We start from the raw sequence: 15,972 nt of genomic DNA on the forward strand, positions 1-15,972 counted from the left end.
CCACACCCAACAACCACACCCCCAAAGGAATGCCATCATCACGCGCAGCCAGATCCAGGTTCATATTCTTGGAAATTGCTTCTTATAAAAGATGCTCGCGTCCACTATGTAGTTCTCAAACAACAACCCCGTACCACACACCCCACACACACCCGCCCCAAAGGGACCAGGCAACCATGTGATCGATGCAGCCAGGAAACCAGAAACAAACAAGTACCGGAAGTTCCCTCCCGGTCCTGTTGTCTCAGGACCCAACAGTGTGCCAAACACTAAACCGCCGCCCCCTCACCCGCACCGTTCCAGGACACGCTCCGAAGAACAGGTCCGTACTGGGTGCCGGCAAAAAACCAGCGGCCGCTATTTGTTGATATTCCACCCGTGAGCACCCGCCGCAGAACAATCGTCTGCGCAACGGGCGTTACTCCTGACAAACCCGCCACACTCACATACATGAGGCACGGTGCTTGTAGGTGCTCCTTAGAAAGGAGGTGATCCAGCCGCACCTTCCGGTACGGCTACCTTGTTACGACTTAGTCCCAATCGCCAGTCCCACCTTCGACAGCTCCCTCCCACAAGGGGTTAGGCCACCGGCTTCGGGTGTTACCAACTTTCGTGACTTGACGGGCGGTGTGTACAAGGCCCGGGAACGTATTCACCGCAGCGTTGCTGATCTGCGATTACTAGCGACTCCGACTTCATGGGGTCGAGTTGCAGACCCCAATCCGAACTGAGACCGGCTTTTTGGGATTAGCTCCACCTCACAGTATCGCAACCCTTTGTACCGGCCATTGTAGCATGCGTGAAGCCCAAGACATAAGGGGCATGATGATTTGACGTCGTCCCCACCTTCCTCCGAGTTGACCCCGGCAGTCTCCCATGAGTCCCCGCCATTACGCGCTGGCAACATGGAACGAGGGTTGCGCTCGTTGCGGGACTTAACCCAACATCTCACGACACGAGCTGACGACAACCATGCACCACCTGTGAACCGGCCCCAAAGGGGAAGGACTGTTTCCAGCCCGGTCCGGCCCATGTCAAGCCTTGGTAAGGTTCTTCGCGTTGCATCGAATTAATCCGCATGCTCCGCCGCTTGTGCGGGCCCCCGTCAATTCCTTTGAGTTTTAGCCTTGCGGCCGTACTCCCCAGGCGGGGCACTTAATGCGTTAGCTACGGCGCGGAAAACGTGGAATGTCCCCCACACCTAGTGCCCAACGTTTACGGCATGGACTACCAGGGTATCTAATCCTGTTCGCTCCCCATGCTTTCGCTCCTCAGCGTCAGTTAATGCCCAGAGACCTGCCTTCGCCATCGGTGTTCCTCCTGATATCTGCGCATTTCACCGCTACACCAGGAATTCCAGTCTCCCCTACATCACTCTAGTCTGCCCGTACCCACCGCAGATCCGGAGTTGAGCCCCGGACTTTCACGGCAGACGCGACAAACCGCCTACGAGCTCTTTACGCCCAATAATTCCGGATAACGCTTGCGCCCTACGTATTACCGCGGCTGCTGGCACGTAGTTAGCCGGCGCTTCTTCTGCAGGTACCGTCACTTTCGCTTCTTCCCTACTGAAAGAGGTTTACAACCCGAAGGCCGTCATCCCTCACGCGGCGTCGCTGCATCAGGCTTTCGCCCATTGTGCAATATTCCCCACTGCTGCCTCCCGTAGGAGTCTGGGCCGTGTCTCAGTCCCAGTGTGGCCGGTCACCCTCTCAGGCCGGCTACCCGTCGTCGCCTTGGTGAGCCATTACCTCACCAACAAGCTGATAGGCCGCGAGTCCATCCAAAACCACAAAAAGCTTTCCACCCCCCACCATGCGATGAGGAGTCATATCCGGTATTAGACCCAGTTTCCCAGGCTTATCCCAGAGTTAAGGGCAGGTTACTCACGTGTTACTCACCCGTTCGCCACTAATCACCCCAGCAAGCTGGAGGTCATCGTTCGACTTGCATGTGTTAAGCACGCCGCCAGCGTTCATCCTGAGCCAGGATCAAACTCTCCGTTGAAGTAAAACAGACACACCATGCGCCCCCGGGAAAACGGGATGCACACAATGCACAAAATTTGAAACCAGCTGTAAAAACCAGACCATCCACGGGGTGGACAATCCAGTCAATTCAACCAATTCAATACAAAAAATTGGTATCAACAAACTTGGCACACTATTGAGTTCTCAAACAACAGACACACCCGGCACCACCACAACCAGACCAACAGGCCATTCAGTCGCGGATCGCTCCGGAGCAACTTTCCAAACTTACCCGCTTGCTTCACCCGAGTCAAATCGGCCATCCCGACTCACTTTGCCTGTGGCATTCCGTGTAGTCTTTGCTGGCCAACTCCGGGGAGCAGCGCGGAAATAAACTCTACCACCACTTTTGCGAGGACACAAAGCGGCCCTAAATGTGGGCCGAAAAAGCCCCGGATCCCAAGGATCCGGGGCTTTTTCGAAACACCTGCCGCCGGCGCTAGCTGGCTGGCTTGAAGAAAGCGGCACCCAACGGAGGCAGCGTGACGGTCAACGTCGCCGGTTGGCCGTCCTGCCCCTCGGTCGTGGCGGCGAGCGCACCCTGGTTCAGGACACCGGACCCGCCGTAGCTGGAGTCGTCCGTGTTGAGGACCTCCTGCCAGGCGCCGGCCACAGGAACCCCGAGGGTGTATCCCTGGTGCGGGCCGCCGGAGAAGTTGATGGCGCATACCAGCGGGTTGCCGTCCTTATCCCACCGGATGAACGACAGGACGTTACGGTCGGCGTCGCCGCCGTTGATCCACTGGAATCCGCCGGGTTCGTTGTCCCGCTCATAGAGTGCGGGGGTCGACGCGTAGAGCTCGTTCAGTTCCTTGGTGAGCAGCTGGACGCCGCGGTGGGCGGGGATTTCAGCCAGGTACCAGTCCAGGCCGTGCTGTTCGGACCATTCAGCTTCCTGGCCGAATTCGGTACCCATGAAGATCAGCTGCTTGCCGGGGTGGGCCCACTGGTACGCGAGGAATGCGCGGAGGTTGGCCAGCTGCTGCCAGCGGTCACCGGGCATCTTCCGGAGCATGGAGCCCTTGCCGTGCACAACTTCGTCGTGGCTGATGGGCAGGAGGAAGTTCTCAGTAAAGGCGTAGACCATCGAGAACGTGACGGTTCCGTGGTGCCACTTGCGGTTTACCGGGTCCTCGGAGGCGTACTTGAGCGAGTCATGCATCCAGCCCATGTTCCATTTCAGGCCGAAGCCCAGGCCGCCAACACTCGTCGGGGCTGTCACCCCGGGGAATGCCGTTGATTCCTCCGCGATCATCACCGCACCCGGGTGGGTCTTGTACACCGTGGCGTTGGCCTCCTGCAGGAAGGAGATCGCTTCAAGGTTCTCGCGGCCGCCATACCTGTTGGGCTGCCACTGCCCTTCTTCACGGGAGTAGTCGAGGTACAACATCGACGCCACAGCATCCACCCGGAGGCCGTCGATGTGGAATTCGTCGAGCCAGTAGAGGGCGTTGGAGACCAGGAAGTTGCGGACTTCCGTCCGGCCGAAGTCGAAGATCAGCGTGCCCCAGTCCGGGTGCTCGCCGAGGTTCGGGTCTGCGTGCTCGTACAGGGCCTCGCCGTCGAACTGGGCAAGGGCCCAGGCATCCTTGGGGAAGTGCGCCGGCACCCAGTCCAGCAGGACGCCGATGCCCGCCTGGTGCAGCGCATCCACGAGGAACCTGAATTCGTCCGGGTGGCCAAACCTTGACGTGGGCGCGAAGTAGGACGTGACCTGGTAGCCCCATGACCCGCCGAAGGGGTGTTCGGCCACTGGCATGAACTCCACGTGGGTGAAACCGAGCCACTTGACGTACTCCACCAGTTCCTTGGCCAGCTCGCGGTAGCCGAGTCCGAGGCGCCAGGAGCCAAGGTGGACCTCGTAGACGCTCATGGGCGAATTGTGCGGATCCCGCTCGGCGCGGGCCGTCATCCACTCCTCGTCCTTGAAGGCGTAGGCCGACTCAACCACCCGTGATGCGGTGAGCGGCGGGACTTCGGTTCCGAATGCCAGTGGATCGGCCTTCTCCACCCAGTGGCCCGCTTTGGTCTTGATTTCAAACTTGTAGCACGCCCCTGCTAAAACGCCCGGGATGAAGAGTTCCCAGACCCCCGACGAGCCCAGCGAACGCATCGAGTTCTCCCGGCCGTCCCACGCGTTGAAGTCGCCCTTGACCCTGACAGCCTGTGCATTGGGCGCCCACACGGCGAACGAGACGCCGTCCACGTCGCCAAGGGCAGACTTGTAATGCTGGACGTGCGCGCCCAGCACTTCCCACAGTTTCTCGTGGCGGCCTTCGCCGATCAGGTGCAGGTCCACCTCCCCGACTGTGGGCAGGTAGTGGTACGGATCGTCCGTGGCCTGCGGGGCCACTCCCTCGTAGGTGACTTCCAGACGATAGTCGGGAACATGGCCCGGCTGAAGGGGGTCGAGCACGACGGCCCACACACCGTTCGATTCGTGCGTCATGGGCACCGAGCCCGCGGCGGTCACAACCGACACAGCCGATGCAAGGTGCTTGACGGTGCGGACGGTGACATGGCCGTGGTCGTCAAGGTGTGCGCCCAGGACGGAGTGCGGGGCGTGATATTCGCCTGATGCCACCTTCGAAAGCGTCTCCGGGTCCACTTGAAGAGGCGCGGGCCGATCTGTACGTGCTGAGCCTGTCATTTTGTTACCTTCCGCTGCGGCTGCGGCTGAAGCGCCGGAGCCTGTACTGCTGAGGAGACGCCGTGAAGCATTTACCGGAATGTCCAGCCATCCGGGCCTGTTGCGCAACTCATAGACAACTTCATACAACGCCTTGTCCAGCCACAATGCCACAAACAAGGGCGAGCCGCGGTCAATGGTCCCGGGCGTAATTTCGCCGTACCCGGCCAGGAACGCTTCGGCGCAGTCGTCCACCCATGAAGCGGGGACGTGGACGCCTTCCCGCTCGCGTTCGGCGGCACCGGCGGCGTAGTCGAAGGACCGCAGCATGCCGACGACGTCGCGCAGCGGCACGTCCGGAAAGTTGCGTTCCGCGATGGGCCTCAGGGGTTCGCCCTCGAAGTCCAGGATGGCCCAGCGTTCGTGCTCCCCCGGGCGCCCCGGCACCTGCAGGATCTGTCCCAGGTGGAGGTCGCCGTGGATCCGCTGCAGTGCGCCGGCGTTGCTGCCTTCAAGCTGATCGAGCAGGCCGGCCAGGGCGTCGTCATACTGCCCGACGGCGGGGCCTGCTTCCGCCCAGGACTGCCGGACGCGCTGGGCTACTCCGGGGGCGATGTCCTTCCCCGGCGCGGATTCCGACGCAAGGCCGAGCGCCTCGGCCAGCCGCCGGTGCACTGTTGCAGTCGCCACGCCGAGGGCATGTGCTTCGGCGGAGAAGTCCGTGCCGGAACTTGCGGCGTCAACGGCCAGCCGCCAGGCGTCGCGGCCGCCGGCCAGGAACTCATGCGCGACCGCGAGTTCGCCTTGAACGGTCCGCGGCCTATCGTCGCCGCCGCCCAGCGGATCTTGCCACTCCCCCGTGACCCAGCCGAGCGTGGCCGGAACCTCCGACGTCCTTGCCTGCGTCAGGGCAGCGCCGATTTCCACTTCCGGGTTACGTCCTTCGGACAGCACACGGAAGAACTTGACGATCGCCGCAGAGCCGCCGTCGTCCACTATCACCGAACTGTTTGACTGCTCACCGGAGAGGACCTTGACGGTCCCGGTGGCCGTCGGCAGCGGATAGTCGGAAGGCACCAGGTGGCCCACGGCGTTTCCTTCCGCCGAAGTGCCGCCGCTCCGCATCAATTCCAGCCAAGCCGACACGAATACGGGGTCATGGACGCCATCGTAGATCCACCGGCGCCCGCGGGCGTCGCCGCCCTCGCCGACCAGGGCCGCTTCCTTGCCCGGCAGTGGCTCAATCCGGTGGCTGAGCGGGACCTGCACGACGTCGGTGCGGCTGCCGCCGTCGGCCGTGGGATAGGTGACCGCCGCGAGGAACACCTCAATGCCCACCTCGCCGCTGCCGTCGTCCAAGCGCACGCCGCCGACAGGAGACAGCGTGAAGTCGCCTGTCTTGACAGGGAACCAGCGCTGGCGCGGGAGCCAGGCCCGGAGCAGTTCAGAGAGGGAGGGGTTGAGCGTGGATTGGGTCATTTCAGCCTTCGATGGACAGGACCGGTAGGGCCTGGGTAAACGGCGACGCCGGGTTGGAGGCGGCCGAGCGAATCCGCAGCCAGAAGAAATCGTGGCTTCCCAGCGTCAGCGTGAGCCGGCCGTCGTCGCCGATGGCCGGGAACGGCTGGCCACCGAAAACGTCGCGGAGGCCGCGGCCGGCATACTGCGGAATCCGCAATGTGGTGGCCACGGGGTGCTGCGACAGGTTGAAGGCGCACAGTATCGACTCGGCGTCCTCGCCCGCCGCGTTGTCAGGGGCCAGTTCCCGCAGGTAGGCCAGGACGACGTCGTGATCTGCTTCGACATGCTTGAAGGCACCCAGCCCGAACGCGGGATGGTTCTTCCGGACGCTAAGGATCTGCCGGGTCCATCTCAGCAGCGACCCGGAATGCGCGGCCTCCGCTTCCACATTGGCCATGCCGTAGTTGTACACGAGCGACTGGATGACCGGCAGGTACAGCTTGCCCGGATCAGCGTGCGAGAAGCCCGCGTTGCGGTCCGGGTTCCACTGCATGGGTGTGCGGACGGCGTCGCGGTCTTCGAGCCAGATGTTGTCGCCCATGCCGATTTCATCCCCGTAGTACAGGAAGGGGCTGCCCGGAAGCGAAAGCAGCAGGGCGTTGATCAGCTCAATCTCGGACCGGGAGTTGTCCAGCAGCGGTGCCAGCCGGCGGCGGATACCGATGTTGGCGCGCATGCGGGGGTCCGGCGCATACCAGCCCAGCATGGCCGCGCGTTCGTCGGCGGTGACCATTTCCAGGGTGAGCTCGTCGTGGTTCCGCAGGAACGTGCCCCATTGGGCGCCCTCCGGAATGTCCGGCGTTTCCTTCATCGTCTCGATGATGGGTGCCGCTTTCTGGTCCCGCAGCGCGTAGTAGAGCCGCGGCATGATGGGGAAGTGGAAGGCCATGTGGCATTCGGGTTCCTCTTCGGTCCCGAAGTACTCCACCACCTCGACCGGCGGCTGGTTGGCCTCCGCGATGATGACCCTGCCGGGGTAGTTCTCGTCCACCTTTTCCGCAGTGCCCGCAGGAAATCGTGGGTGGCGGGCAGGTTTTCGCAGTTGGTCCCCTCTTCCTCGAAGAGGTACGGGATGGCGTCCGCGCGGAAGCCGTCAATGCCCTGGTCCAGCCAGAACCGGACGACGTCGAAAAGGGCGTCGATGACCTTGGGGTTCTCAAAGTTCAGGTCAGGCTGGTGGCTGAAGAACCGGTGCCAGAAGAACTGCCGCCGGATGGGATCGAAGGTCCAGTTGGATTCCTCCGTGTCCACGAAGATGATGCGGGCATCCTGGTACTTCTCGTCCGTGTCGCTCCAGACATAGAAGTCACCGAAGGGCCCGTCGGGGTCCTTGCGGGACTCCTGGAACCACGGGTGCTGGTCCGACGTGTGGTTCAGCGGCAGGTCGATGATCACACGGACGCCGCGGGCGTGGGCTTCGGCAACCAGCCGCTTGAAGTCGCTGATGGTGCCGAATTCGTCCAGGACCGAGTTGTAGTCCGAGATGTCATAGCCGCCGTCGCGGAGCGGAGACTGGAAGAACGGCGGCAGCCACAGGCAGTCGACGCCGAGCCACTGGAGGTAGTCCAGTTTCTCGATGAGCCCGTGGAAGTCGCCGGAACCGTCACCGTTTCCGTCAGCAAAGCCGCGGACCAGGACTTCGTAGAACACTGCTTTGCGGTACCACAGGGGATCGTGTTGCAGGCCGGGGGCGTTGAGTTCGAACGTGCCCTTGGGGGTGAAATGCTGGCTCGGGTTCTGCGGACTGAAACTCACGTATGCTACCTCCGGATGTTCAGGATGTGTGCCGGCTCCACGTGGGCATCAAGCCGCACGTAGTTGTATTCGCCCCATTCCCAGCTCTCGCCGGTCAGCAAATCATCCACCCTGAAGCCGCCGTTGTGCGTCAGGTCCGCCGGGTCGAGTTCGAGTGCCGCCAGATCCAGGGAGACGGTGCTCTCGCGGGTGCTGTGCGGATCCACGTTCACCACGATGATCAGGGTGTCCTTGGTGCCGTCCGGCAGCGTCTTGTGCTTTGAGTAGACAATCGTGGCGTCGTCGGTGCTGTGGTGCAGCGTCAGGTTCTGCAAGTCCCCCAGCGCCGGGTGGGTGTGGCGGATTTCATTGAGCCTCGTTAGGTACGGGGCGAGGGTCCGGCCGGATTCGGCAGCGGCGTCCCAGTCCCGTGCCTTGTATTCGAATTTTTCGTTGTCGATGTATTCCTCGGCGCCGGGCCGGGCCACATGTTCGTAGAGTTCGTAGCCGGCATAGACGCCCCACAGCGGGCTGGCTGTCGCTGCGAGCGCGGCACGGACCTTAAAGGCGGCCGGACCGCCGAACTGAAGGTACTCGGTAAGGATGTCCGGGGTGTTCACGAAGAAGTTCGGACGGAAATAGGCCGGGGACTTCTGGCTGACCTCGGTGAAGTACTCCTCCAGTTCCTTCTTCGTGTTCCGCCAGGTGAAGTACGTGTAGGACTGCTGGAAACCGGCACGTCCCAGGGCGTGCATCATGGCCGGGCGGGTGAAAGCCTCGGCGAGGAAAACGACGTCGGGGTGCTTCTTGTTGACCTTGGCGATCAGCCACTCCCAGAACCACACCGGCTTGGTGTGCGGGTTGTCCACGCGGAAGATCTTGACGCCATGGCTGACCCAGAGCAGCACGACCCGGAGGATTTCCTTGGACAGGCCTTCGGGATCGTTGTCGAAGTTCAGCGGGAAGATGTCCTGGTATTTCTTCGGCGGGTTCTCCGCGTAGGCAATGCTGCCGTCCACGCGCGTCGTGAACCATTCCGGGTTCGACGTCACCCAGGGGTGGTCCGGAGCCGCCTGAAGCGCCAGGTCCAGGGCAACCTCAAGGCCGAGCTCCCGGGCCCGGGCCACGAACGCGTCGAAGTCCTCGAACGTGCCGAGGTCCGGATGGATGGCGTCATGTCCGCCCTCCTTGGCACCGATGGCCCAGGGGGAGCCGGGATCGTGCGGTCCGGCAATAAGCGTGTTGTTGGGCCCCTTGCGGTGCTGGATGCCGATCGGGTGGATGGGCGGCATGTAGATGACGTCGAAGCCCATTTCAGCGACGGCATCGAGCCGCTTGGCTGCCGTCTGGAAGGTGCCGGACTGCCACTCGCCGGTTGCGTGGTTGCGGACGGCTCCCTCCGAACGGGGGAAGAATTCGTACCAGGCCCCGCGGCCGGCCAGATCGCGTTCCACCAGGAGGGGGAAACGCTCCGAAACCGTGACGAGTTCACGGATGGGCTGGCGGGCGACGACGTCCGTCACCTCTGTTCCGAACCCGGCGGCGAGCCGCTCCTCAGGGGACAGGGAGGTGTCGGACAGGACGACGACGGCCGTCCGGAGCGTCCGCCTGTCGGCGGAGGGGCGGGCCGGGTCTTCCGCGGCCTGGGACAGCAGTGCCGCGCCTTCGGCCAGCATCAGTTCGACGTCGATGCCCGCCTCGACCTTGACCTCGGCGTTGTGGTGCCAGGTCCCGTACCGGTCATGCCACGCTTCAATGGCAAACGACCAGTTGCCCGTGGCTGCAGGCGTAATGATGCCCTCCCAGCGGTCCGTGCCCTTTCCGCGGTCACCGCGCGGCGGGGCCAGCCTGACACGCTGGCGTTCCTTGCCCTTCGGATCGAACAGCACCGCGCTGACGCCGAGCTGGTCGTGTCCTTCGCGGAATACGGTCGCTCCTACGACGAGCCCTTCACCCGGCAGCGCCTTCGCCGGAAACGTCCCTCCGTCCACGACGGGCTGCACGGCAGTGATCGGGAACCGGCCAAAACGCAGGCCTTCCGTGATCAGGGCCTTAGGCTTTTTGCTGGATCCGGCACTGGTTCGCGTATTAGTCGTCACAAACTCGACGTTATCGAGAAATCCCCCGTTTTGCTAAGGGAACTTCCGTTTTTCTCCGAGCAATCCGTCATTTACCTAAAAGAAACCAAAACCTGTTCCTGCGGCCCATCTTGTCCGTTAGTGTGACGCAGGTGAAGGCTATCCGCAGATTTACTGTCCGAACCGTACTTCCGGAATCTATCCGGCCGCTGGCCCGATTGGCCACTAACCTGCGGTGGTCGTGGCACCGCCCCACCAGGGAGCTTTTTGAGGGACTGAACCCCGCAATTTGGGACGAGAGCGCCCATGATCCCGTAAGTTTCCTCGGCTTGGTGAGCCGCGAGGAGCTGCAGCGGCTGGCCGCGGACCAGGACGTCGTCCGGCGCGTGCACGCTGCCGCTGAAGACCTGGACCGTTACCTGGACCAGCCCCGCTGGTACCAGGGCCTGGGTGATGACGCCCCGTCCTGTATCGCCTACTTCTCACCGGAATTCGGAATCACCGAAGTTTTGCCGCAATATTCCGGCGGCCTGGGAATTCTGGCGGGCGACCACCTTAAGGCTGCATCGGACCTCGGCGTGCCGCTCATCGGCGTCGGCCTGCTTTACCAGGCCGGCTATTTCAAGCAGTCCCTGTCCAGGGACGCGTGGCAGCAGGAAACGTACCCGGTCCTCGACCCGGACGGCCTCCCGCTGACACTCCTCCGGGAGGACGCCCCCGACGGCAACGGCAAACCCATCCAGATCTCGCTGCCGCTCCCCCACGGCCGCCGGCTGCTGGCACACATCTGGCGTGCCGACGTCGGGCGTGTCCCGCTGTTGCTGCTCGATTCAAACGTGCCGGGCAACGACGACGCCGCCCGCGGCATCACCGACCGGCTCTATGGCGGCGGCGGTGACCACCGCCTCCAGCAGGAGCTGCTGCTGGGCATGGGCGGAGTGAAGGCGCTGCGCGTTTACCAGCGCCTGACGGGGTGCGCGGCACCGGAGGTGTTCCACACCAACGAGGGCCACGCCGGTTTCCTCGGCGTTGAGCGCATCCAGGAACTAATGTCGTCGGACAGCCCGCTGACCTGGGAGGAAGCCCTCGCGGCGGGCCGTGCCTCCACGGTCTTCACGACGCACACTCCGGTCCCGGCAGGCATCGACCGGTTCGAGGTGTCCCAGATCCAGCACTTCTTCGAGGCCGGACTCGCTCCCGACGTTCCGGTGTCCCGGATCCTGGACTTGGGCCGCGAGAACTTTGCAGACGGCAATCCCGCAGTGTTCAACATGGCCGTGATGGGGTTGCGGCTGGCACAGCGGGCCAACGGTGTGGCGAAGCTCCACGGCGTGGTGTCCCGCGGGATGTTCTCGGCCCTCTGGCCGGGATTCGACCACTCGGAAGTTCCCATCACCTCCGTGACCAACGGAGTGCACGTCCCCACCTGGGTGGACAGCCGTGTCTCCAAGCTGGCCCGTGACCAGTTCGGTGCGGAGGCGGAAGCCACGGGCCGCTGGGACCTCGCCTACAACGTCAGCGACGAGGACGTCTGGGCGCTCCGCCGGGAAATGCGGGTCTCGCTCGTGGAGGACGTCCGCAAGCGCCTTCGCGCGGCGTGGAAGAAGCGCGGGGCGGCAGACGCCGAGCTCGGTTGGACCGACTCCGTGCTGGACCCGGACATCCTCACCATCGGCTTCGCCCGGCGTGTGCCTACGTACAAGCGGCTTACCTTGATGCTCCGGGAACCCGCCCGGCTCAAGGCCCTGCTGCTGCACGAGACACACCCGATCCAGCTCGTGATTGCCGGCAAGTCCCACCCCGCGGACGATGCCGGCAAGAAGATGATCCAGGACCTGGTCCGGTTCACCGACGATCCCGAGGTGCGCCACCGGATCGCGTTCCTGCCCAACTACGACATCGCCATGGCGCGCACGCTCTTCCCCGGCTGCGACGTGTGGCTGAACAATCCGCTGCGCCCGCTGGAAGCCTGCGGCACCTCCGGCATGAAGGCGGCCATCAACGGTTCGCTGAACCTTTCGGTGCTGGACGGCTGGTGGGATGAGATGTACGACGGCGAAAACGGCTGGGCCATCCCCACGGCCAACAACAACGCGTCGCCCGAGGAACGGGATGACATCGAAGCGGCGGCCCTGTACGAGCTGCTCGAAACGCAGGTGGCTCCGCGGTTTTACGGACTCACCGTGTCCGACGGCGCCGGAGCGGCAGGGCCTTCGGAACCCGGACCGCAGAAGGTGCCGACGCACTGGGTATCGATGATCAAGCACACCATGGCGCACCTGGGCCCGGCGGTCTCCGCCGAGCGGATGCTCCACGACTACGTGAACATCCTGTACCGTCCCGCGGCGATCGCCGGGCGCCGGGCCGTCGCGGACAATTTCGCCCAGTCGAAGTCCCTGGCGGCCTGGACGTCACAGATCCGTGCCGCGTGGCCCCAGATCCAGGTGGAGCACGTCGACTCGGTTGGCGTGTCCGAGGACCCCCAGATCGGCGACACCCTGCAGGTGAACGCCTACATCGCGCTTCACAACCTTGATCCGGACGACGTCGCCGTGGAGGTTGCATTCGGCCGCGCCGAGGAAAGCGACGAACTGGCCGACGTCACGGTGGCGGACCTGGTGCCCAAGGAGGACCTCGGCAAGGGGCGCTTCCTCTTCAGCGGTTCGCTGCTGATCGACCGGTCAGGGTCCTTCGGCTACACGGTGCGCGTCCTGCCCAAGCATCCGGCCCTCGCGTCGCGGGCGGAACTTGGACTGATCGTCAACGCCTGATCCGCCGTCGACCGTAACGCTCCCTCACTCAGTTCACAGTGAGGGAGCGTTACGTCTTTAACAGCGAAAGGTGAGAGAGGGTCCGGTTTTACGCAACGGGAAGTGAGAGAGGATCCTGGTATCCGGTTAGAGGCAGACGGTGATCACGGACAGGCTCTTGCCCGCATAGCTCTCCGCGTCCTGCAGGATTTCGCAGATGATGCCGAACGACCGGTCCGAGCGGAAGACGGCGGGCACCTGCCAGATGAACGTCAGCGGCTCCTTGCCATCGTCCGTGACCGTGTCCGCGAAGTCGTGCAGCGAATCGTTGAGTGCATCAAGGTTGACTCCGTAGTGTTCCGGGAAATCCAGGATTTCCCCGAACGTCTGCAGCACTGCTTTCTTGGTATCGGCGGCGGGGATCACCAGGACCCGGCGGCCGGCGTCGGACGCCTGGTCGCGGAGCTCATCAATGGTCCAGGTATCAGCGGAGTAAATCTTCATTCGTGCCTCTATTTGCCTTCCAGAATATGAAAAAAAGATTCGTAGTGGTCCGGCGTGTAGTACTTATCGCCGCTTTCACCCACCACGATCCGGCGGGCGCCCCGGTCCGATTCACCGGGGGTCCTGACCGTGAATTCCTTGTAGTAGCCGCTCGGCTTCCGGGGCAGCAGCCGCTCAAAGTTGCTGAAGACCGCGCCGTCACGCGAATACGGGTACGGCCCGCCGCGGGCAATCAGGGCCAGCGTCTCCCGCGCCTCCGGCGGCAGGCTGGACGCCGGCACGGCTTCCAGGCCGGAACCATCGACGGCGGGCGCGGACGTCGCCGTCGAACGCACGGGCGCGGACGCCGCCGTCGAGCCCGCGGGAACGGGCGGGCTGACCGGGCCCTCCTGCGTGCTGGACAGCACCATGCCCAGGCCGACCACCAGCACCAGGACCGCGGCCAGCGCCAGGAGCCTCCCGATCCCCCTCATGACGTCCCCATCTGCTGAACCCTACGTGCGGTAAATGCTGATGGTGTTGGACTGCGCCACGTCGCGTTCGCCGGCGGCTACCCTGACCCCTTGACGGCGGTCATGGAGTTCGGAGGTGGTCAGTCGAAGTTCGAACAATCGCTTGCCCGTGCCGTCGTCGTTGCTGACGTCGGGCAGGGTGATCTTGATGTCGTGGGCGCTGCCGTTCACCACCACGAGTCCGTCCACCTGGCCGTCGTCCGAGCCCAGCAGCAGCTGGACCACGCGGTGTTGCGGATCGTTCCACTGGTCCATGGACATGGGCTTGCCGTGCTCGTCGAACCAGTGCAGGTAGGCCTGCTTGTCCCGGGAGGGATAGTGGTGCGGCTGGCCCGCCAGGAATTCCTTCCGGAGCCGGATGACCCGCTTGGTGCTCCGGAGCATGGCGTGGGATTCCGGTGTGCTGGTCCAGTCCAGCCAGGTGATGGGGTTGTCCTGGCAATAGGCGTTGTTGTTGCCCTGCTGTGTCCGGCCGATCTCGTCGCCCGCGGTGATCATGGGGATGCCCATGGAGACCATCAGGGTGGCCATCAGGTTGCGGCTGGTCTGCGCCCGGAGCGCCAGGATTTCCTCGTCTTCAGTCGGTCCCTCGAAGCCGTGGTTGTAGCTGCGGTTGTCGCCGTGGCCGTCCCGGTTCTGCTCGCCGTTGGCTTCGTTGTGTTTGCGGTCGTAGGACACGAGGTCAGCCAGGGTGAAACCGTCGTGCGACGTGAAGAAGTTGAGCGATGCCATGCGGGAGCGTCCCGATTCCGCAAAAAGGCCGGCTGAGCCGGAGATGGAATCGGCGAGGCGGGCGACGGAGCCGCCCTGGCCGCCTGCGTCGATCGCGGCCCGGTCCCCTACCCAGAACGAGCGCAGCGCGTCGCGGTAGTGGTCGTTCCAGTCCACCCAGCCGGGCGGGAAGCGTCCGGTCTGCCAGCCGCCGTAACCCACATCCCACGGCTCGGCAATCAGTTTGACGGAGGACAGGAGCGGATCCGCGGCAATGGCCACGAGGAAGGGGTGGTGCGGGTCGAAGTCGTTCGCGGCGTTGCGGCAGAGTGTCACCGCAAGGTCGAACCGGAAACCGTCGATGTGGAACTCCTCCACCCAGTACCTCAGCGAGTCTAGGACCAGCTGGACAACGCGGGGGTGGCCGAAGTTCAGGCTGTTGCCGCATCCGGTGGTGTCGATGTACCGGCCGTGGCCGTCGTTCCGGTAGTACTGCTTCTCCCCCAGCCCGCGGAAGCTGAGCGTCTGGCCGTCAGGACCGCCTTCGGCGGTGTGGTTGTACACAACGTCCAGGATGACTTCCAGCCCCGCTGCGTGCAGGAGTTTGACCATGCCTTTGAATTCATCCTGCACTGCCTGCGGGCCGGCCGCCTGGGCGGCCTGGGTGGCGTAGTCAGGATGCGGGGCGAAGAAGGCCGCGGTGTTGTAGCCCCAGTAATTGGTCATGCCCAGGTTCTGGAGATGGGGTTCGTCCAGGTGGAAATGGACAGGCAACAGCTGGACCGAGGTGATGCCCAGTCCCGTGAGGTGCTCAATCATTGCCGGGTGCGCCATCCCGGCGTACGTGCCGCGGAGGTCCTCAGGAATGTCCGGGTGCAGCATGCTTTGGCCGCGGACGTGGGCTTCATAAATGATGGTGTTCCGCCACGAGACGTGCGGGTTGCGGTCCCCGCCCCAGTCGAATCCGCTGGACATGCGCACATTGCTGAGGAACCCGTCGCTCTGATCAACTGCCCGGCCGTAGGGATCCAGCAGCAGCGGCTGCTCGCCGTCGTCGTCGAAAGCCACGGTTGGCACTGACACCGGCAGGGCATCGTCCTCGGACGAGGAGCGGAAGCCGTAGCGCGAACCCACCGGGAAGCCGTCCACAATGCCATGGTGGACGTCGTTGGTGATGTTCGGGAGGGTCTTCAGTTGCCACGTTCCGCCCGGCGCGCAGTAGGCGATTTCCAGCGTGGCCACCCCGGGCGCGTAGACGGCGACGTTGGCGCAGGCACTCTGAGGATCGTCCGTTGCCGGGGAGCCCGTGCGCGGAACGCTGATGCCCAGTGGAAACGGCCTGGAGGCGTCCACGGTTGAGGCTGTGTCTAGGAGTGGCATAACCATTGCTTAAATATTAGCTGTGCCACACAAATGTCCGATATTCTCCGCAATGTGTCGGTAAAAGGGCTGGCCTTGTTCAGCGTCCCGTCCCGGGTTGCATACTGAAGTGAGACGCCACGT

General features: G+C 63.7%; 6 protein-coding genes, 1 rRNA gene and 1 pseudogene. 1 reads left to right on the top strand and 7 read right to left on the bottom strand.

Going from position 1 to position 15,972, the window contains the following annotated elements:
* Positions 1-481: 481 nt before the first annotated feature.
* The 4 genes and pseudogenes from AC6JAC_RS18320 to AC6JAC_RS18335 form a co-directional block, all read right to left on the bottom strand.
* Positions 482-2,007, bottom strand: a 16S ribosomal RNA gene (locus AC6JAC_RS18320).
* Positions 2,008-2,469: 462 nt separating this feature from the next.
* On the bottom strand, positions 2,470-6,138 hold the full coding sequence (locus AC6JAC_RS18325; RefSeq protein WP_497965925.1) for a 1,4-alpha-glucan branching enzyme: 3,669 nt from the start codon (positions 6,136-6,138) through the stop codon (positions 2,470-2,472).
* Between the two features lies 1 nt (position 6,139).
* Positions 6,140-7,935, bottom strand: a pseudogene (gene treS / locus AC6JAC_RS18330) (maltose alpha-D-glucosyltransferase).
* Between the two features lie 5 nt (positions 7,936-7,940).
* Positions 7,941-10,013 (bottom strand): alpha-1,4-glucan--maltose-1-phosphate maltosyltransferase, encoded by a 2,073-nt coding sequence (locus AC6JAC_RS18335; RefSeq protein ID WP_497965927.1) that lies wholly within the window; start codon positions 10,011-10,013, stop codon positions 7,941-7,943.
* A gap of 131 nt (positions 10,014-10,144) precedes the next feature.
* Here AC6JAC_RS18335 and glgP point away from each other — a divergent pair, with 131 nt between their 5' ends.
* Positions 10,145-12,763 (top strand): alpha-glucan family phosphorylase, encoded by a 2,619-nt coding sequence (gene glgP, locus AC6JAC_RS18340; protein ID WP_347899336.1) that lies wholly within the window; start codon positions 10,145-10,147, stop codon positions 12,761-12,763.
* A 126-nt stretch (positions 12,764-12,889) separates the two neighbouring features.
* On the opposite strand, the gene AC6JAC_RS18345 is transcribed toward glgP, so the two are convergent.
* The 3 genes from AC6JAC_RS18345 to glgX are packed head-to-tail and all read right to left on the bottom strand — an operon-like array spanning position 12,890 to position 15,855.
* Positions 12,890-13,246, bottom strand: a complete 357-nt coding sequence (locus AC6JAC_RS18345; RefSeq protein WP_028271015.1) for a barstar family protein — start codon at positions 13,244-13,246, stop codon at positions 12,890-12,892.
* An 8-nt stretch (positions 13,247-13,254) separates the two neighbouring features.
* A complete protein-coding gene (locus AC6JAC_RS18350) occupies positions 13,255-13,719 on the bottom strand; it encodes a guanyl-specific ribonuclease (RefSeq protein ID WP_497965930.1) in 465 nt (154 codons plus the stop codon).
* A gap of 21 nt (positions 13,720-13,740) precedes the next feature.
* Positions 13,741-15,855, bottom strand: a complete 2,115-nt coding sequence (gene glgX, locus AC6JAC_RS18355; protein WP_497965932.1) for a glycogen debranching protein GlgX — start codon at positions 15,853-15,855, stop codon at positions 13,741-13,743.
* Positions 15,856-15,972 lie beyond the last annotated feature (117 nt).

The organism is Arthrobacter sp. KUASC02, assembly GCF_059739395.1.